Source organism: Nocardia sp. Tas62D01 (genome assembly GCF_055232035.1).
Window position 1 is genome coordinate 2,635,118 of the sequence record NZ_JBUYUZ010000001.1, and the last position, 17,751, is coordinate 2,652,868.

At 65.3% G+C, this 17,751-nt stretch carries 21 protein-coding genes, 4 tRNA genes and 1 pseudogene; 9 read left to right on the top strand and 17 right to left on the bottom strand.

Going from position 1 to position 17,751, the window contains the following annotated elements; translation table 11 throughout:
* Positions 1 to 39: 39 nt before the first annotated feature.
* The 3 genes from ACV7NQ_RS12845 to rplJ all read right to left on the bottom strand — a co-directional run bounded on the left by ACV7NQ_RS12845 (position 40) and on the right by rplJ (position 2,345).
* On the bottom strand, positions 40 to 1,128 hold the full coding sequence (locus ACV7NQ_RS12845; RefSeq protein WP_463359843.1) for an ABC transporter ATP-binding protein: 1,089 nt from the start codon (positions 1,126 to 1,128) through the stop codon (positions 40 to 42).
* Positions 1,129 to 1,353: 225 nt separating this feature from the next.
* Positions 1,354 to 1,734, bottom strand: a complete 381-nt coding sequence (gene rplL / locus ACV7NQ_RS12850; RefSeq protein ID WP_463359844.1) for a 50S ribosomal protein L7/L12 — start codon at positions 1,732 to 1,734, stop codon at positions 1,354 to 1,356.
* 65 nt (positions 1,735 to 1,799) lie between these two features.
* A complete protein-coding gene (gene rplJ, locus ACV7NQ_RS12855) occupies positions 1,800 to 2,345 on the bottom strand; it encodes a 50S ribosomal protein L10 (RefSeq protein WP_463359845.1) in 546 nt (181 codons plus the stop codon).
* Between the two features lie 367 nt (positions 2,346 to 2,712).
* On the opposite strand from rplJ, the pseudogene ACV7NQ_RS12860 reads away from it, so the two are divergent.
* Positions 2,713 to 2,986: pseudogene (locus ACV7NQ_RS12860) on the top strand (MFS transporter); the annotation flags it as partial.
* A gap of 57 nt (positions 2,987 to 3,043) precedes the next feature.
* Here the strand turns inward: ACV7NQ_RS12860 and ACV7NQ_RS12865 are convergent.
* From ACV7NQ_RS12865 to ACV7NQ_RS12915, 11 genes are all read right to left on the bottom strand, one after another.
* Positions 3,044 to 3,583, bottom strand: a complete 540-nt coding sequence (locus ACV7NQ_RS12865) for an NADPH-dependent FMN reductase (protein WP_463359846.1) — start codon at positions 3,581 to 3,583, stop codon at positions 3,044 to 3,046.
* Between the two features lie 115 nt (positions 3,584 to 3,698).
* Complete coding sequence (rplA, locus tag ACV7NQ_RS12870; RefSeq protein WP_463359847.1) at positions 3,699 to 4,412, bottom strand: 50S ribosomal protein L1; 714 nt, start codon at positions 4,410 to 4,412, stop codon at positions 3,699 to 3,701.
* Positions 4,413 to 4,492: 80 nt separating this feature from the next.
* Positions 4,493 to 4,927 (bottom strand): 50S ribosomal protein L11, encoded by a 435-nt coding sequence (gene rplK / locus ACV7NQ_RS12875; protein WP_463359848.1) that lies wholly within the window; start codon positions 4,925 to 4,927, stop codon positions 4,493 to 4,495.
* A gap of 97 nt (positions 4,928 to 5,024) precedes the next feature.
* Positions 5,025 to 5,801 carry a transcription termination/antitermination protein NusG gene (nusG, locus tag ACV7NQ_RS12880; RefSeq protein WP_463359849.1) on the bottom strand — a complete coding sequence of 259 codons (777 nt, stop codon included), beginning with the start codon at positions 5,799 to 5,801 and terminating at the stop codon, positions 5,025 to 5,027.
* Positions 5,802 to 5,921: 120 nt separating this feature from the next.
* Positions 5,922 to 6,317, bottom strand: a complete 396-nt coding sequence (gene secE / locus ACV7NQ_RS12885) for a preprotein translocase subunit SecE (protein WP_463359850.1) — start codon at positions 6,315 to 6,317, stop codon at positions 5,922 to 5,924.
* 29 nt (positions 6,318 to 6,346) lie between these two features.
* Positions 6,347 to 6,419 (bottom strand) — tRNA-Trp (locus tag ACV7NQ_RS12890).
* Between the two features lie 224 nt (positions 6,420 to 6,643).
* On the bottom strand, positions 6,644 to 7,711 hold the full coding sequence (locus ACV7NQ_RS12895; RefSeq protein ID WP_463365648.1) for a fused (3R)-hydroxyacyl-ACP dehydratase subunits HadA/HadB: 1,068 nt from the start codon (positions 7,709 to 7,711) through the stop codon (positions 6,644 to 6,646).
* A gap of 188 nt (positions 7,712 to 7,899) precedes the next feature.
* Complete coding sequence (gene rpmG / locus ACV7NQ_RS12900; protein ID WP_011211653.1) at positions 7,900 to 8,070, bottom strand: 50S ribosomal protein L33; 171 nt, start codon at positions 8,068 to 8,070, stop codon at positions 7,900 to 7,902.
* A 43-nt stretch (positions 8,071 to 8,113) separates the two neighbouring features.
* Positions 8,114 to 8,189, bottom strand: a tRNA-Met gene (locus ACV7NQ_RS12905).
* Positions 8,190 to 8,261: 72 nt separating this feature from the next.
* Positions 8,262 to 8,334: transfer RNA gene (locus tag ACV7NQ_RS12910), tRNA-Thr, on the bottom strand.
* A gap of 328 nt (positions 8,335 to 8,662) precedes the next feature.
* A tRNA-Tyr gene (locus tag ACV7NQ_RS12915) sits at positions 8,663 to 8,745 on the bottom strand.
* A 174-nt stretch (positions 8,746 to 8,919) separates the two neighbouring features.
* On the opposite strand from ACV7NQ_RS12915, the gene ACV7NQ_RS12920 reads away from it, so the two are divergent.
* Together ACV7NQ_RS12920 and ACV7NQ_RS12925 are read left to right on the top strand one after the other, a co-directional pair.
* Positions 8,920 to 9,411, top strand: coding sequence for a YajQ family cyclic di-GMP-binding protein (locus ACV7NQ_RS12920; RefSeq protein WP_463359851.1), 492 nt, complete (start codon positions 8,920 to 8,922; stop codon positions 9,409 to 9,411).
* Positions 9,412 to 9,431: 20 nt separating this feature from the next.
* Positions 9,432 to 9,902 (top strand): MarR family winged helix-turn-helix transcriptional regulator, encoded by a 471-nt coding sequence (locus ACV7NQ_RS12925; protein ID WP_463359852.1) that lies wholly within the window; start codon positions 9,432 to 9,434, stop codon positions 9,900 to 9,902.
* Positions 9,903 to 9,920: 18 nt separating this feature from the next.
* On the opposite strand, the gene htpX is transcribed toward ACV7NQ_RS12925, so the two are convergent.
* Both htpX and ACV7NQ_RS12935 read right to left on the bottom strand, forming a co-directional pair.
* Positions 9,921 to 10,799, bottom strand: coding sequence for a zinc metalloprotease HtpX (gene htpX / locus ACV7NQ_RS12930; RefSeq protein ID WP_463359853.1), 879 nt, complete (start codon positions 10,797 to 10,799; stop codon positions 9,921 to 9,923).
* Between the two features lie 231 nt (positions 10,800 to 11,030).
* The gene (locus ACV7NQ_RS12935) at positions 11,031 to 12,038 is read right to left on the bottom strand and encodes a polyprenyl synthetase family protein (RefSeq protein ID WP_463359854.1); all 1,008 of its coding nucleotides are present in this window, start codon (positions 12,036 to 12,038) and stop codon (positions 11,031 to 11,033) included.
* A 299-nt stretch (positions 12,039 to 12,337) separates the two neighbouring features.
* Between ACV7NQ_RS12935 and ACV7NQ_RS12940 the strand changes: the two genes are divergently transcribed.
* From ACV7NQ_RS12940 to ACV7NQ_RS12950, 3 genes are all read left to right on the top strand, one after another.
* A complete protein-coding gene (locus ACV7NQ_RS12940; RefSeq protein WP_463359855.1) occupies positions 12,338 to 13,639 on the top strand; it encodes a geranylgeranyl reductase family protein in 1,302 nt (433 codons plus the stop codon).
* Positions 13,640 to 13,643: 4 nt separating this feature from the next.
* Positions 13,644 to 14,054: a helix-turn-helix domain-containing protein gene (locus tag ACV7NQ_RS12945; RefSeq protein WP_463359856.1), complete on the top strand. Its 411-nt coding sequence runs from the start codon at positions 13,644 to 13,646 to the stop codon at positions 14,052 to 14,054.
* 89 nt (positions 14,055 to 14,143) lie between these two features.
* Positions 14,144 to 14,590 carry a VOC family protein gene (locus ACV7NQ_RS12950; protein ID WP_463359857.1) on the top strand — a complete coding sequence of 149 codons (447 nt, stop codon included), beginning with the start codon at positions 14,144 to 14,146 and terminating at the stop codon, positions 14,588 to 14,590.
* A 70-nt stretch (positions 14,591 to 14,660) separates the two neighbouring features.
* On the opposite strand, the gene ACV7NQ_RS12955 is transcribed toward ACV7NQ_RS12950, so the two are convergent.
* On the bottom strand, positions 14,661 to 15,167 hold the full coding sequence (locus tag ACV7NQ_RS12955) for a DUF2505 domain-containing protein (protein WP_463359858.1): 507 nt from the start codon (positions 15,165 to 15,167) through the stop codon (positions 14,661 to 14,663).
* Positions 15,168 to 15,207: 40 nt separating this feature from the next.
* Between ACV7NQ_RS12955 and ACV7NQ_RS12960 the strand changes: the two genes are divergently transcribed.
* The 3 genes from ACV7NQ_RS12960 to ACV7NQ_RS12970 all read left to right on the top strand — a co-directional run bounded on the left by ACV7NQ_RS12960 (position 15,208) and on the right by ACV7NQ_RS12970 (position 17,720).
* Positions 15,208 to 15,669: a DUF3592 domain-containing protein gene (locus ACV7NQ_RS12960; RefSeq protein WP_463359859.1), complete on the top strand. Its 462-nt coding sequence runs from the start codon at positions 15,208 to 15,210 to the stop codon at positions 15,667 to 15,669.
* Positions 15,670 to 15,766: 97 nt separating this feature from the next.
* Positions 15,767 to 16,909, top strand: coding sequence for a glycosyltransferase family 4 protein (locus ACV7NQ_RS12965; protein ID WP_463359860.1), 1,143 nt, complete (start codon positions 15,767 to 15,769; stop codon positions 16,907 to 16,909).
* 100 nt (positions 16,910 to 17,009) lie between these two features.
* Complete coding sequence (locus ACV7NQ_RS12970; RefSeq protein WP_463359861.1) at positions 17,010 to 17,720, top strand: demethylmenaquinone methyltransferase; 711 nt, start codon at positions 17,010 to 17,012, stop codon at positions 17,718 to 17,720.
* Positions 17,721 to 17,751 lie beyond the last annotated feature (31 nt).

The following is a 17,751-nucleotide window of genomic DNA, read 5'->3' on the forward strand; positions in this document are numbered from 1 at the left end:
TCCGCAATCGCGCCAGGGTGGAATTCACGATCGCAGATGTTACCCGTTAGTTGTGTTGTGGCGCATGGTTGCGTCGTACGCGCCACCCTGATATCCTTCTAGGTCGCCCTGGTTGTAGGCCATCACCTGCGTGTCGTCGTTCTCGGCAAGTGATTCACGAATCGCCACCTGCGCCGAATGCGGCAGGGTATGCATGATCTCGCGGACTCGCTCCTTGCGGCGCATCACCGCCTGCCGCACGGGCATACCCGGCTCGGCCTTCATCTGCGGGATGATCCCGTCGACCTCTTCGGCGCCGCCGTGGTGGTGGCCCGCGTCGACGAGCGCCTGCTCGCGCGCCATCTGCGCCTCGTCTTTTTCCTCGCTCATGCCGATCGGGCCGATCATGCGGCCGTTGAGGAACTGCTTGACCACCGGCTCCTCGCTGGTGAGCAGCACCTCGCGCGGGCCGAACATGACCAGCTGGCGACGGAACAGCATGCCGATGTTGTCGGGCACGGTGCGGGCCAGGTTGATGTTGTGCGTGACGATCAGGATCGTGGCGTCGATCTGCGCGTTGATGTTGAGCAGCAGTTGGCTGAGGTAGGAGGTCCGAACCGGGTCGAGGCCGGAGTCCGGCTCGTCGACAAGGATGATCTGCGGGTCGAGCACCAGGGCCCGGGCCAGTCCGGCACGCTTGCGCATACCGCCGGAGATCTCGCCGGGGAGCTTTGTCTCGGCCCCGAGCAGACCGGTCAGCTCCAGCTTCTCCATGACGACCTTGCGGATTTCCGACTCGGACTTCTTCGTGTGCTCACGCAACGGGAAGGCGATGTTGTCATAAAGGTTCATCGAACCGAACAGCGCGCCGTCCTGGAACAGCACGCCGAAAAGCTTGCGGATCTCGTAGAGCTCCTTGTTGGAGCAGGTGGTGATATCCGTGCCACCGATATAGATGGAGCCACGCTCCGGGCGCAGCAGACCGATCAGGGACTTCAGAAAGACCGACTTACCGGTACCCGAGGGCCCGAGCAGGGCACTAACCTCACCCGAAGGCAGGGTCAATGAGACATCCTGCCAAATCCGCTGTGAACCGAAAGACTTCGTAACACCCTCGGTCCTTACCTCGACGCCCACGCCTACCTCCACAATTCTCAGCGAGCAGCCCACCGGGGTACCACGCAATCCGGCTGTCGCGGCGTGTCGCGTCACAGTGGGTTCGGTCACTGTATCCCATGGGCGAGACGCGGCACACCCCAACCTGACTGAAGAGTAACCCCGATGTCTCTCGATATTCGCAACACGTTCGCGCGCCGGACAAAGCAAACGGGCGGCCCCCAATGGGGACCGCCCGTCCGGCGACGTGGTCGCGAATTACTTGACGGAGACCTTGGCGCCGGCATCTTCCAGCTTCGCCTTGGCAGCCTCGGCCGCGTCCTTGGCAACCTTCTCCAGGATCGCCTTCGGCGCGCTCTCGACCAGGTCCTTGGCTTCCTTCAGGCCCAGGCCCGAGACGATCTCACGGACCACCTTGATGACCTGGATCTTCTTGTCGCCCGCGCCCTCGAGGATGACGTCGAACTCGTCCTGCTCTTCGACGACCTCAGCCACGGCGCCGGGGCCCGCGGGGCCGGCGACGGCGACCGGAGCAGAAGCGGTGACCTCGAACTTCTCCTCGAACTTCTTGACGAAGTCCGACAGCTCGAGCAGGGTCATGTTGCCGAAGGTCTCGAGCAGTTCGTCAACGTTGGCCATAATGTTGTTCCTTTCGGTAGTTGATGGCTATGTGGGCGAGTCGCGCGCGAATCACCCGCATGGGGTTATTCAGCGGCAGCGGTTTCGCCACCGGTTTCGGCCTGCTTCTTCTCCACGAGCGCGGCGGCCAGGCGGGCCACCTGCGAAGCGGGAGCGTTGAACAGACTGGCGGCCTTCGCCATGTTGCCCTTCATCGCGCCGGCCAGCTTGGCCAGCAGCACCTCGCGGGACTCGAGGTCGGCGATCTTCTCGACCTCGGCAACGGACAGCGCAGCGCCGTCCATGTACCCGCCCTTGATGATGAGCGCCTTGTTGTCCTTGGCGAAGGTCTTGAGGGCCTTCGCTGCGTCGACCGGCTCGCCCTGGATGAAGGCGATGGCGGTCGGTCCGACGAACAAGTCGTCCAGGCCTTCGACGCCCGCTTCCGCGGCCGCACGCTTGACCAGGGTGTTCTTGGCGACGGAGTACGTGGCGCCCGCGCCGAGCGCGCGACGCAGATCGGTGAGCTTGCCGACCGACAGACCACGGTATTCCGTGACGACGGTGGCCGTCGAGCTCTTGAACTGCTCCGCGATCTCTTCAACCGCAGTGACCTTCTCGGGTTTTGCCATACTTCGCCTCCTCTCTGGATGTCGGTTCGTATATACGAACTACCAAGCACCAGGGGCCAGCTGAAAAAGCAAACGCCCCGAACGCAGAGCGTTCCGGGGCGCAATTGGAAGATCGGCCCAAGCAATACTTGGACCAATTCCCAGCCTCAGATCTCCCTGCGTGGGCCGCCAGCTATTGCCGGACCTTCGACCGAACCCATAGGGGCACGGCGACCAACGGTCTTCGGTAGAACGGATTGGGTAGCGATCGAACTCGTCGATCACTGTCGTTCAGAGTACCTGCAAGGCCCACCATCTGCCAAAACGGACCTTCGCCGGGCTGCTGCCGCCCTTCGGCAATCTCGGCGACCGCTACGGGCGGCGCTGCGTAGGGCGGCTGGACTTGCCCGGTATCGCGTCATCCATCGCGGGCATCACGCTGCTGGTCTGGTCCATCATCGAGGGGCCGCGCTACGGCTGGACGTCGGTGGCCACGCTCGGCACGCGCTCGGTTCGCACTGCTCGCCGCGTTCGTCGTGTGGGAATTGCGCACCAGCGCACCGATTCTCGATGTGCAGCTGTTCCGCAATCGCCGATTCCCGCTGCCCGCCTCAGCCATTGCGATCGGCTACTTCTCGATGTTCGGGTTCATGTTCCTCATTAACCCTCGCCACCCTGCTGGCGCAGCGTCTCGGCACCACGCCGGCGATCTATGAATCTCAGGCTGGGGTCCGAGTTGTGTGCTGGACGAGGCGGGTGAGAGCTTCGAGTGCGCCGGTTCGGAATTCGGTCGTGGTGACCAAGCCGTCCGGTCCAACGGCGTCACGGGCCACCGGCAGTCTGGCGCATGCCGCCGGGTCGATATCGGCCCCCACATAGCCGAGAACGGTGGTCAGGGTCGCGGCCGCGCCTTCGCCGCGCCCCTGCGCGGCCACATTGAGGAAGGCCGTCGGCTTTTCGTACAGGTCGCCGGTGCCGACGGTCCAGTCCAGGAGATTCTTGAAGCTGCCAGGCAGCGTGCCCGCGTATTCGGGCGTGCAGAGCAGCACGGCGTCGGCGCGCGAAAGCTGTTCGCGCAGCGCGACCACCGAGGGGTGACCGGTGCCGTCGTCATCCGGGCTGAAAGCGGGTAGTTCGGTCAGACCGTCGTACCACAGGGTGTCGACGCCGTCCGGGGCTATCGCCCGCACGGTGCGCAGCGCGGCGGAATTGGTCGAAGCACTGCGTGTGCTTCCGGAGATCAGCAGAACAACGGTCACACCAGGGCCAACGATGGCCGCAGGCGAATTAGTCCGGTAATGATTTATCCCGGAAAACCGCAACGGCGGGAGCGCTGATCGCGTTCCCGCCGTTGCGGTTTGACTCAGGTGCTACTTACGCATCCTCGTCGAGGAGGTTGCGGGTGCGGTTCGGATCCACCGGGATGCCCGGTCCGGTGTTCGTCGAGACCGTCACCTTCTTGACGTAGCGGCCCTTGGCGGTCGACGGCTTCGCGCGCAGGATCTCATCCAGCGCGGCGCCGTAGTTGTCCACCAGCTTTGCGTCGTCGAAAGACGCCTTGCCGATGACGAAGTGCAGGTTGGCCTGCTTGTCGACGCGGAAGTTGATCTTGCCGCCCTTGATGTCGTTGACGGCCTTGGTCACATCGTTGGTGACGGTGCCCGTCTTCGGGTTCGGCATCAGGCCACGCGGTCCGAGGACACGCGCGATCCGGCCGACCTTGGCCATCTGGTCCGGGGTGGCGATCGCGGCGTCGAAATCGAGCCAGCCGCCCTGGATCCGCTCGATCAGGTCCTCGGCGCCAACGGCGTCCGCACCGGCGGCCTCGGCTTCGGCGGCTTTCTCGCCGGCCGCGAACACGATGACGCGGGCGGTCTTACCGGTGCCGTGCGGCAGGTTGACCGTGCCGCGGACCATCTGGTCGGCCTTGCGGGGATCCACACCGAGACGAACGGCAACCTCGACGGTCGCGTCGGTCTTGGTAGAGGCGGTCTCCTTGGCCAGCCGCGCGGCGGCAAGCGGGGAGTACAACTGATCGCGATCGACCTTCTCGGCCGCGGCGAGATACGCCTTGCTTCGTTTTGCCATTTTTCTCTGTCCTTGTTCTGTCAGAAGTGGTTATCGGGCCTGGCCGGCCCTCCCACCTATATATGGAGGAGCGTGTCCGCTCAGCCTTCGACGGTGATACCCATCGAGCGAGCAGTACCCGCGATGATCTTCGCCGCCTGATCGATGTCGGTGGCGTTCAGATCTTCCGCCTTGGTCTTGGCGATCTCCCGAACCTGGTCCATGGTGATCTTCGCGACCTTGGTCTTGTGCGGCTCGGCCGAACCCTTCTGGATACCGGCGGCCTTGAGCAGCAGCCGGGCAGCGGGCGGGGTCTTCAGCTTGAAGTCGAACGTCCGGTCCTCGTACACCGAGATCTCGACCGGAATGACGTTGCCACGCTGCGACTCGGTCGCGGCGTTGTACGCCTTGCAGAACTCCATGATGTTGACGCCGTGCTGACCGAGCGCGGGCCCCACCGGGGGGGCGGGGTTCGCCTGGCCGGCCTGGATCTGAAGCTTGATGATCCCGGCGAGCTTCTTCTTCTTGGGGGGCATCTTTCTTTCCTAGGTGTCTGTTTTCCTTGCTCTTTGCAAGTCCTGGTGAATCAACCCGTAGCCGGGGTCGATTCATTCCGTCGGAGACGGAACGGTTCTAGATCTTCGCGACCTGCGTGAACGCCAGCTCGACCGGGGTCTCGCGGCCGAAGATCGACACGAGCACCTTGAGCTTCTGCTGCTCGGCGTTGACCTCGGAGATGCTGGCGGGCAGCGTCGCGAACGGGCCGTCCATCACGGTGACCGACTCGCCGACCTCGAAGTCGACCTCGATGACCGGCTTGGCCACGACATCGGTGGCGCCCTCGGAGCTGCCCGCGGCGGCAGCGGGCTTCTTCTGCTGCTGCGCAGCCGGGACCAGGAACTTCACCACGTCATCGATGGACAATGGCGACGGGCGCGAGGTGGCGCCGACGAAACCGGTGACGCCGGGAGTATTGCGCACCGCGCCCCACGACTCGTCGTTGAGTTCCATCCGGACCAGGATGTAGCCGGGCAGCACCTTGCGGTTGACGTGCTTGCGCTGGCCGTTCTTGATCTCGGTGACCTCTTCGGTCGGCACCTCGACCTGGAAGATGTACTCCTCGAGGTCCAGGTTCTGCACGCGGGTCTCGAGGTTGGCCTTGACCTTGTTCTCGTAACCCGCGTAGGAGTGGATGACGTACCAGTCACCGGGGGCGCGCCGCAGCGCGGCCTTCATTTCGGCGACGGGATCGGCTGGCTCCGCGTCGATAGGGGCGGCCTCGGCAGCGGGCTCGGCGTCCTCGACCACGGATTCCTCGACGGACGCGGAGTCCTCGACGGAGTCGGCGGCCTCGGCCACCGTGTCGTCGACCGGGAACTCGTCGGTTGTGTCGTTCTCCGGGGTGCTCACTGGGGCACTCGCTTCCTGTGTCGTCACGTACATCCTCTGCGTGCCGGGGCCGGGCGCCCGGCGGAAATCACTCCGCCCGTGTCCGCCCCGGGATCGGCTACCGGCGTCGGCGTTGTTCAGCTAGCCGAACAGCCAGTTGACACCCTTGATGAACGCTAGATCCAACCCGCTGATGAACGCGACCATGAAAATCACGAACACCAGAACAACGCCCGTATAGGTGACCATCTGCTTCCGGTTGGGCCAGATCACCTTGCGCAGTTCCGCGATTACCTCGCGAAGGAACCTGATCAAGAGCTTGAACGGGTTACCCGTCTTACGCTCGGCCCGATCGGTCTTCTTGGTTGCCTTGCTCAACGACGGCCGCTCGACCGTGGCGACCGCGCCAGAATCGGAGGACGACGCACTGCGGGCCCGTCGGGCGGACCGCTTGCCGCTCGGCCGAGTCACTGCGGCGGTGTCGTCGCCATCGTCGGCCACATGCGCGCCGTGGCGAGTATCCCGCTCGTCGCTCACGTCGATCCTTTCGTCGCTGGCATCCAGGGCAGGGGCGACAGGACTTGAACCTGCAACCTGCGGTTTTGGAGACCGCTGCTCTGCCAGTTGAGCTACACCCCTTCGGCTGGACGATTAGGGCTGTCCAGCCACTGTTCTTATTCAGTTATATCCAGCTGTCACACAACACGCGCGCTACTCCGGCAGTTGCCGGCCCCGTTGGCAATCCGTTCCTCCGGACCGCCTGGAACCAGCCCTACAGAGCAGCGCGCAACGGCTGGTGACCCCAGAAACCCGAGTGTACGTTACCGTCCGCGGCATTAGCCAATCAGGGTCACCCGACCAGGTCAGGCCAGCTGCACCGTAGCGGTCGCGCGCCCGAAGATCTTGCGCCCCGCCGACCGCGCCACGATGGCGACGACCGCGGTCCGCGTCTCCGGATCCACCGACTTCACTTTACCCGTGTATTCGATCTCGGCAGGCTCGTCGGAGCCGACGTAGACCGGGCTGGTGAAGCGGACGTTGTACTCCTTGACCGCACCGGGGTTGCCGAGCCAAGAAGTGACGAAACTGCCACCTAGGCCCATGGTGAGCATGCCGTGCGCGACCACGTTCTCCAGGCCGACGAGCTTCACGACCTCGTCGCTCCAGTGGATCGGGTTCGCGTCACCGGACACACCGGCGTAGTTCACCAGGTCGCCACGGGTCAGCCGGACGGTGCGCGGCGGCAGCTCTTCGCCGACGGTCACGTCGTCGAAGCTGATCGCACGCTTGCTCGGCACGATCTCGGGAGCCGCGACGATGGGAGCAGGCGCCGGCGCGTCGAGGGCCGGGGTGCGCGGGTGATGGCCGGGGGCATCCTCGTCGATGCCGTGCATCAGCACGTTGCGGACCGCGCCCTGCAGGTTCGGATCGATGTCGCCGCCGCTGCGGCCGATCAGCGTGGTGTAGGTGGTGAGCACCAGCTCGTCATTCTGCGCGGTGACGACGTTCTTTGTGACGATGATGTCGCCACCGAACGCCTGCCGGAACGAGTGCAGGTAGACATGGCAGATCAACTGGTCGCCGACCTTGATCGGCCGGTTGAATTCCAGGATCTGATCGGTCTGCATGATCTGACTCAGGTCATAGCCGGTGACGATCTGCTCGAACAGCTTGCGCTGCGCCAGGATGCCGACCAGGGAGATGAAGGTCAGCGGAGCGAGCAGGCCGTCATAGCCGTACTCCTGCGCGGCATCCTCTTCCCAGTGCACAGGGTGATAGTCCTGCACGGCGCGCGCGTATTCGCGAACCTTCTCGCGGCCGACTTCGTAGTAGTCGTCGACGCGGTAGTGGTGACCGACCATGGCCGCTGCGTGTGCCGCCGGATCGAAAGTCTCGTCCGTTGCGACAGCTTCGTCTGTACCAATGTTGATTGTCACGGGAGGACTGTACCTATCTGACCCCGCTCCCGGAGTCGGCGGAGCGTTTACCACCGCACCCGATACCGTGAAAATGCATCAGGGCCGGACATACGTCCGGCCCTCGCAGTATCACGGTCTCAGATAACCGGGACATTCGGACTCCCGGAGTCGATCAACGCGGCAGCGGCACGCGTGGAGGACTAGCGGGATTCGCGATGCGCCCGGTGCGTGCCGCAGTTCGGGCAGAACTTCTTCAGTTCCAGCCGATCCGGGTCATTGCGCCGGTTCTTCTTGGTGATGTAGTTGCGATGCTTGCACTGCTCGCAGGCCAAGGTGATCTTTGGCCGGACATCGGTGGACTTCGCGGCCACGACATTCCTTCTTTCGGGTCAACCAGATGGTCTGATCGGTTTCTGGTAGCGATGGCCGGACTTGAACCGGCGACACAACGATTATGAGTCGTTTGCTCTACCGACTGAGCTACACCGCCACGGGGTCGCATTGCCTTGGTGCCGCGCCCAACCTTGGAGATGCCGAGTCGGTCACCACCGGCAATCCGGCGAGCCCCCTAACGGAATCGAACCGTTGACCTTTTCCTTACCATGGAAACGCTCTGCCGACTGAGCTAAGGGGGCATGACTACATCCGCACCGAACTCCAGCAATCCGACCCCGGCGCGGCGAAGTCTTGATCGAGGTTACACACTCTCCGGTCCCACCTCCAAACCGTCTGGTCAGGGACGTTTTTGTAGCGACCCCTCTGACACCCTGTAGTCCAGAAAACTCTAATCAACGACGATCTCGCAGCAGGACACGACAAACGTGACCCACTCGCGCAACCACTGGACGGGGGTCCGGGGGCGAAGCCCCGCCGGGCGGGGCGTGGGGATTGCACCCCACATAGGCAAATACGAAGTGAGCCCTGTACGCGTTTTCTGCGTACAGGGCTCACTTCATAACGGAGTGGCAGGTGTAGGATTCGAACCTACGTAGGCTTTCACCGACAGATTTACAGTCTGCTCCCATTGGCCGCTCGGGCAACCTGCCGTTCGCGCACTTCTCGGTGCGCAGAGCAGAATACATCGAACCCACACCCCGAATGCAAACCGGCTGGCTATAGGCCATGCGCGGGGACTAACGTCATGCTTCCGGGTAGAACTGACGAGGGCCGGATCATCCGGTGCACGTGACCCGTCGGACCGTCAGGACAAGGAGCGCAGTGTGGCCGATTCGTCTTTCGATGTCGTCAGCAAGGTCGATCGACAGGAGGTCGACAACGCTGTGCATCAGGCCGAGAAGGAGCTGAACACGCGTTACGACTTCCGTGGCACCGGTGCGACCATCGAGTGGTCCGGTGAGGACAAGATCGTGCTGACCGCCGAGGCGGAGGAGCGGGTCAAGGCCGCGCTGGACGTGTTCAAGGAAAAGCTGATTCGCCGCGATATCTCGCTGAAGGCGTTCGAGGCGGGCGAGCCCGTCGCCTCCGGCAAGACCTACAAGGTCACCGGGACGCTGGTGCAGGGTATCGACGCAGAGCACGCGAAGAAGATCTCCAAGAAGATCCGCGACGAGGGCCCCAAGGGCGTCAAGGCCCAGATCCAGGGCGACGAACTGCGGGTGAGCAGCAAGAAGCGCGACGATCTCCAGGCGATCATCGCCCTGCTGAAGGGCGAAGACTTCGGTATCGCGCTGCAGTTCGTCAACTACCGGTAGTCAGCGGCGAGGTGGCGACGGTGTCGACCGATGATCGGCAGCACGGACTCGAGGTCGACGACGGGATTCGCGTCCTATTGCTGCTCATGCCGCGCGTGGTAGGGCGCGCGAAGCGGCTGGGGGTGCCCGACGAGCTGCGATCGTTCTCGCTCGCGCCGCGGCATCTCTCGCTACTGGCCAACCTCGTTTTCGAAGGGCCGATGAGTGTGAACGAGCTCGCCGCGCGGCTCGAGGTGGCGCCGACGACGGTGAGCCTGATGGTGAGTGAGCTGAGCCGTCAGGGGGTGCTGGAACGCAACCCCGACGAGGCCGATCGGCGGCGCACCATCGTGGGAATCGCTGCGGCGCAAGAGAAGTCGGTCAATAACTGGCTGGGCGGCAGCGCGCGGGCCTGGCGCAAGGTGCTGGAGCCGCTGACCGCCGAGCAACGTCGAATGTTCGTCGACACGTTTCGCGCCTACGAGGAAGAGCTGACGGCCGAACACGATTGAACGTCTGGTCTCCGGCTCTCAGTAATTGCGGGGACCGCCCGCCATCTGTTCGAGGCGGGCGATGCGATCGGCCATCGGCGGGTGGGTGGAGAACCAGCGGGCGGCCTTCTCGCCGGCCCGGAACGGGTTGGCGATCATCAGGTGCGACTGGGCGGTCAGTTGCGGCTCAGGGGGCAGTGGGGCGGCCTGTACGCCGCGCTCCAGTTTGCGTAGGGCCGAGGCGAGGGCAAGCGGGTCGCCGGTCAGCTCCGCGCCGGACTGGTCGGCCTGATACTCCCGCGAGCGGGAGACGGCGAGCTTTACCAGGGTCGCCGCAATCGGGCCGAGCAGCGAAACCAACAGCACGCCAAGCATATTGGGGCCCTCGCCATTGCGGTTGCCGCCGCCGAACATGGACGCGAAGAAGGCCAGATTGGCCAGGCCGGAGATGACCGCGGCCAAGGCGCCTGCCATCGAGGAGATCAGGATGTCGCGGTTGTAGACGTGCGACAGCTCGTGCCCGAGCACGGCGCGCAGTTCCCGCTCGTCGAGGATCTGCAGGATACCGGAGGTGCAGCAGACCGCGGCATGCCGCGGATTGCGACCGGTGGCGAAGGCATTGGGTGCATTGGTCGGGCTGATGTACAGCCGCGGCATCGGCTGGCGCGCTGCGGTCGCGAGCTCGCGCACGATCCGGTAGATCACCGGGGCCTCCAGCTCGCTGACCGGCTGCGCGTGCATCGCCTTCAACGCGAGCTTATCGCTGTTGAAGTACGCGTACGCGTTCATGCCGACGGCGAGCAGAATCGCCAGGATCAGGATCATCGGACTGCGGAACATCGCCCCGGCGAAGACGATCAGGGCCGACAGACCGACCATGAGCCCGAACGTCTTCAATCCATTCGCATACCCGTGCATATCCGCCTCTCCGCGTATTCAGGCCATGCGAGTCGGTGCCGCGAGACTTGGTCACAGGTCCTGCGTCGAGTGCCTAATCAGGTTCTGGGCGTACCCTGCGAGTTACCCATGTGCTCACGAAATCAGTTGTCGCGTTGCAGCTACCGCATCGCCATGTGCAATACACCAGGTCAACGACCGCGTCCGGGCAAAGGTTCCTGATCGAAGTGTGAGCTGCCGGATTTCGGTCGCTTATCCCACGCGTTCGATGGTGTAGCGGACCAGGCGCTCCAGTGCGTCGTTGGCCGGGCCCTCGGGCAGAGCGGACAGTTCGGCATGGGCGATGTCGGCGTAACCCTGCAGCTTTTCCTTGGCCAGCACCATGCCTCGCGAGTGGGCAAGCAGGCCGAGCGCCTCTTCTACCTCGTCGTCGGTCTCCAGCGGGCGGGCCAGCAGCTTGCGCAGGCGATCGCCTTTGGCGCCCTCGTCGCGCAGTGCGTAGAGCACCGGCAGGGTGTGCACACCTTCGCGCAGGTCGGTGCCGGGCGTCTTGCCGGATTGTTCGGAGGCCGAGGAGATGTCGATGATGTCGTCGGAGATCTGGAAGGCGGTGCCGACCGCGTCGCCGAGCCGGGCCAGCCGCTCGACGTGCTCTGTGTCGGCGCCGGAGAAGGTGCCGCCGAACCGGCCGGCGGCGGCGATCAGCGAACCGGTCTTCTCCCACACCACGCGCAGGTAGTGCTCCACCGGATCCTCGGAGTCGCTCGCGCCCATGGTCTCGCGCATCTGACCGGTGACCAGTTCGGCGAAGGTCTCGGCGATGATGCGCACCGCATCGGGGCCGAGGGTCGAGGTGAGCCGGGACGCGTGCGCGAAGAGGTAGTCGCCCGCCAGGATGGCGATGTTGTTGCCCCAGCGCGAGTTCACGCTCGGAGCCCCGCGACGCATCGATGCCTCGTCCATCACATCGTCGTGGTAGAGGGTGGCCAGATGCACCAGTTCGACCACAGTGCCCGCGGTGACCAGGGCGGGATCGGTCGGGCGCGGGCCGAGCTGCCCGGTGAGGATGGTGAAGAGCGGGCGGAACCGCTTGCCGCCGGCCTTGGCCAGATGCAGCGCCGCTTCCTGTAGGAAGACCTCGCCGTCGGACAGCTCCTCGATCAGGAGTTTTTCGACGCTTTCCAGACCATTTCGCACCGTCGCCGCGAGCTCGGTATCCCCGAGATCGACCCCGGCCACCACCGTGCTCTCGTCGCTCATGTCTCCACCTCGCCAGCGCTCGGTTCCGCCATGCGCGAGCGCGTCGTGCCCATTGGCTCGCTCGCTGCGCTCACTCGCAGCAGATGTGCTCATTTCTTCTCCCAGCGATGCGTCCGACCCCACGGTAAAGAACCTAGCGTGTCCCCGCCCGATGGCCCATGAACACCGTCACCCTGCGGTGTATCAGACACTTTCGCACATTGTTTTTCGTGGACGCCCACCGCATGCGCCCAGCTGGGGTTCCGTCGTGATACGGGCAGCGTCGACATGAACAAGACTGCCCTGCAAGTATTGAGCGCATGGGTTCACCGGATGTCACACCCGCGGGCAGCAATGGGGATGCGCCGAGCGGTGGCGGGGATGGGCAGGGGGCGCTGCCGGCCCGGACCGAGGTGCTCGTCGTCGGTGCGGGACCTGCCGGTTCGGCGGCCGCGGCTTGGGCCGCGCGGGCGGGCCGCGACGTGCTGCTCATCGATGCCGCCGTCTTTCCCCGCGACAAGACCTGCGGTGACGGTCTGACGCCGCGCGCGACCGCGGAACTGGAGAACCTCGGACTCGGCGACTGGCTGCGCGCGCACACGGTGAATCACGGCCTCCGGATGACCGGTTTCGGCCGCGAGGCCCTGCTGCCCTGGCCGAGTGGCTCCTTCCCGACCTACGGAAGTGCCGTCCCCCGAACCGAACTCGACGACAAGCTGCGCGAGACCGCGGTGAAGTCCGGGGCCAGGATGCTCGACGGCACCAAGGTGGTGGATGTCGCGCGCGAGGGCGATCGGGTCACCGCGGTGACCGTCAAGACCGCCGAGGGCACCCGCTCGATCGGGTGCGACACGCTGATCGTCGCCGACGGGGTGCGCTCGCCGATCGGCAAACTGCTCGGCCGCACCTGGCATCGGCAGTACGCCTACGGCGTCGCGGCCCGCGCCTACATCAGGTCGGCCCGCAGCGATGATCAGTGGATCACCTCACATCTGGAGCTGCGCGACGCGAACAACGAACTGGTCCCCGGCTATGGCTGGGTGTTCCCGCTGGGCAATGGCGAGGTGAATATCGGCGTCGGATCGCTGGCCACCGAGCAGCGGCCCTCGCACATCGCGTTGAAACCGCTACTGGAGCACTACACCTCGCAGCGGCGCGACGAGTGGCAGTTCGATGGCTCGCTGCGGGCTGTCGCGTCGGCGCTGCTGCCGATGGGCGGCGCGGTCTCGAATGTCGCCGGGCGCAACTGGGTACTGATCGGCGACGCGGCGGGCTGCGTGAACCCGCTGAACGGCGAGGGCATCGACTACGGGCTGGAGGGCGGGCACATGCTCGCCGGGCTGCTGGACGAGCCGGATCTCACCTGGATATGGCCGGAACTGCTGCGCGCGCGGTATGGGCGGACGTTCTCGGTGGCGCGGCGGATCGCCGGACTGGCCACCCATCCTCGGATGGTGCCGATGGGCGGGCCGCCGGTGATGCGATCGAAGTACCTGCAGCGCACCGCGGTTCGGGTAATGGGGAATCTGGTCACCGACGAGGACGTGGATATGACGGCGCGGGCCTGGCGCGCCGCGGGCCGGGCATCCATGCGCTTCGACGAACTCGCACCATTCAGCTGATGTCATGACCGGGTTGCCCGCGCTGTATTTGCTGCCGCACCTGCGGCGGGCGCGCGACCTCGTGGATCGGAATTATGCCGAGCCGTTGAATCTCGATGAATTGGCCGCTGCGGCAGGGGTTTCCAAATATCACTTCTTGCGGGCGTTTTCGGCGGTGTACGGGAAGACGCCCGCGGCGTATCTGGCCGAGCGGCGGATCGAGCGGGCGCAGGATTTGTTGCGGGCCACCAACCTGACGGTGACCGAGGTTTGCATGATGGTCGGCTACAGCAGCCTGGGGTCGTTCAGCAGTAAGTTCCGGCAGCTGGTCGGGGTCACGCCGTCGGAGTACCAGGCCAAGTTCGCCGACGGCGCGCCACGGATCCCCGGCTGCTACGTCTTCATGCACGGCCTGTCGGACCGCAAACCCACCTGACGGCGCGACTCCGGTCACGAATATCGGTCGCGACCAACACCGCAATTTTGGAGAAGCCGGGCGGTGTCGTGCGGCAATAGCCTGTATCCATGACAAGCATTTCGAATGTCTCGCTGGTCACCGTCTATGTCACGAACCAAGACGAAGCGAAGCACTGGTACATCGACAAGCTGGGGTTCATCGAGACCAGCGATATCACCATGGGCGACAACGGCTTCCGCTGGCTCGCCGTCGCGCACCCGGATCATCCCGAGCTCGAGGTGACGCTGATGCTGCCAGGGCCGCCGCTGGACGACAACCTTGCCGAGGCCATCAAGCGGTCGCTGGCCAATGGCACCCACGGCGCGCTCGGACTGAAGACCGAGAACTGTCAGAAGGCGTTCGAGGAGCTGACGGCCAAGGGGGTCGAGTTCATTCAGCCGCCCGCGGAACGGCCCTATGGCACCGAGGCGATCATTCGCGACAACTCAGGCAACTGGCTGGTGCTGGTGGAGCCCAAGGAATTCGATCCGGAGGGCAACTGGCCCGGTCAGTGAGCCAGGCCGACCGGCGATGGTCGTGGATGCGCGCCGCGACTCGCTGCGCATCCACGAGACGGGCGCAGGGTCAGGCGGGCGCCTGGGTGGTGAACCACTGCTCGATGAACTTGCGTTCGCTGTTGAGCACCCGGTGATGCAGCTGCTCGGCCAGCGGCTCAATGGCGCCGCCGACCAACGGAACCTTGACCTGCACGGTGCCGACGACCTCGATCTCGGAGCCCTCGGCGGTGGGACGCATTTCGTAGGTGCCCGACATTTCACTGGTGATGCCACCGGTGGCGCCTTCGAAGGTGCCCTTGGCGACCTCGCCGTCGAGCGCCTGCCAGTTGTCGATGCGCGAGAGTACGAGCTCGCTCTTGAGCACCTTCCTCACAATGCCGGGAACCTTATCCTGGCTTGCCTTTTCGGTCATGTGGATGCGGATGGTGCCCGCCCCCTCGGGGTGCGAGAGCTCGAGCATGGCGGTCTGGGCGTCGGCGAACCGGGACTGCCAGACATCATCGGTGGTGAGTGCCCGGTGAAGATCTTCGACCGGGACTGCGTAGGGCACGGTGAAGCTGAATTTTCGGGACATGGGCGCACACGGTAGCGGAGGCGACAAGTAGCCTGTTGCGGTGTCGGAAACCAGCCAGTCTGATCGGTGGCCGATCCGCCTCCGACGGGCCAGGATCAGTGTCGTCACCACCGCGATCGTGATCAGCACCCTTGTCGGGCTGCTCGTGCTCGCCGCCTGGCGCAACGACTATCTGATCAGTTCGGACAAGGGTGTGACCACGGCCGAGGTGCTCTCGGCGGGACGGCTGCGCTCGGCGGTCATGTTCGTGACGCCCGATGGGGAGACGCACAATCCGAAGGTCGGCGTGCTGTATCCGACCAATCTCACCGCGGGCGAGCGGATCAATGTGGAGTACAACCGCGACGATCCCGATCTGGTCCGGGTGGCCGGACGCGACGTGCGCGTCGCATTGCTGCCCGCGCTGTCGGTGATAGTGGTGGTGTGGTTGCTGGCGCTGCCAACGCTGTTGCTTCTCCTGCGAGTCGACCGGCGCAGGGGAAAACTGGTTCCGGCTCGCTGACTCCGCTGATGCGACGCCCCCGACAGTTCGCCGGAACTTTCCGTGCCGGTCACGTCGGCGTGACGGCACGGCGCGCTGCACCGGTCAGTCTGGCATAGTGCGCGTAGCCATCGTTTCGGAGTCGTTCCTGCCGAATATGAACGGCGTCGTCAATTCCGTGCTCCGGGTGCTGGACCATCTGGACCGGCACGGTCATGAGGCGCTGGTCGTCGCGCCCGATACGGTGAGCGGGCTGCCCGCCGCCCCCCGCGACTACGGCCGCTTCCCCATCCATCGGGTGCCCGCGATCATGGTGCCGAAGATCAGCTCGCTGCCGGTGGGCCTGCCGCAACCCGGCATCACCGCCGCCATCGCTGCCTTCGACGCGGATGTGGTGCATCTGGCCTCACCGTTCCTGCTCGGCGCCGGTGGACTCGCCGCGGCAATGCGTTTGGACCTGCCGTCGGTGGCGATCTATCAGACCGATGTGGCCGGGTTCGCCAAGAGTTACGGGTTGGGGCTGGCCAGCCGCGCGGCCTGGGGTTGGACCCGGCGCATTCACGAGGGCGCCACTCGGACGCTGGCGCCGTCCCGTGCGGCCGCCGAGGATCTGGCGCGGCACGAGATCCCCCGGGTGCATCGGTGGGGTCGAGGCGTCGATATCGCGCGGTTCACCCCGTCGGCGCGGCGGGAGGAACTGCGCGAATCCTGGTTGCGCGGGCGAGGCAAGTTGCTTGTCGGGTTCGTCGGGCGGCTGGCTCCGGAAAAGCATGTGGAGCGCCTCGCGGTGCTGGCGGCCGCTCCGGACATTCAGCTGGTGATCGTCGGGGACGGACCCGACCGCGCCGCCCTCGGCCGGATGATGCCCACCGCGGTATTCACCGGCGAACTCGGCGGCGACGAGCTGGCCCAGGCCTACGCGAGCCTCGATGTGATGGTGCACGCGGGCGAACACGAGACGTTCTGCCAGGGCGTGCAGGAGGCACTGGCCTCCGGCGTCCCGGTGATCGGCCCGGACGCGGGCGGTCCACGGGACCTGATCGCGCACTGCCGCAACGGGTATCTGCTGCCCGTCGACCGCTTCACCGAACTGCTCCCCAGTGCCGTTGGGGCGCTGCATGATCCGACCCTGCGAGCCAGGTTCGCCGCGTCCGCCCGTAAGTCGGTGCTGCACCGTACCTGGCCCGCGCTCTGCACCGAGCTGATGGGGCACTACGTGGACGTGACCGGCATCCAGATCCGCATCCCACACACGGCTTGACCGCGCGGCGGCGCGCCGGGGTGGCGAGTGCGCCCATTGTCTCAGACAGTTTGTGCCCGGAGCGTGGCCGCGCCGATTTGGCTGCGCGTTAGGGTCAGGTGTGGCCAAAACAGAGCAGCGGGAATCGTTTCGGGCCTCGCTGGATAAGCAGCCGCACGAGGTCGCGTCGATGTTCGACGGGGTCGCGAAGCGGTACGACATCACCAACACCGTCATCTCCGCGGGCCAGGACCGGTACTGGCGCTGGGCGACCCGCAAGGCGCTGGCGCCGCGGCCGGGCGAGCGCGTGCTCGATCTCGCGGCCGGTACCGGCGTGTCCACGGTTGAACTCGGCAAGTCGGGCGCCTGGTGTGTCTCGACCGATTTCTCCAAGGGCATGCTCGCGGCGGGTCGGTTCCGCAATGTTCCGATGGTGGCGGGCGACGCGATGGCGCTGCCGTTCGCCAACGACTCGTTCGACGGGGTGACGATCTCGTTCGGGCTGCGCAATGTCGCCGACATCGATCTGGCCATGCGCGAGATGCTGCGGGTCACAAAGCCGGGCGGGCGGCTGGTGGTGTGCGAGTTCTCCACGCCGGTGGTTCCGGTGTTCCGCACCGTATACATGGAGTACCTGATGAAGGCGCTGCCGCGGGTGGCGCATGCGGTCAGCAGCAATCCCGATGCCTACGTCTACCTGGCCGAATCCATCCGGGCCTGGCCGAATCAGAAGCAGCTGGCGCTGCGCATCGCCGACTCCGGCTGGTCGTCGGTAGAGTGGCGTAATCTGACCGGCGGGATCGTCGGACTGCACCGCGCCTACAAGCTCTGATCGCCTGGATCTCACCGCCTCCGTTTTCTGC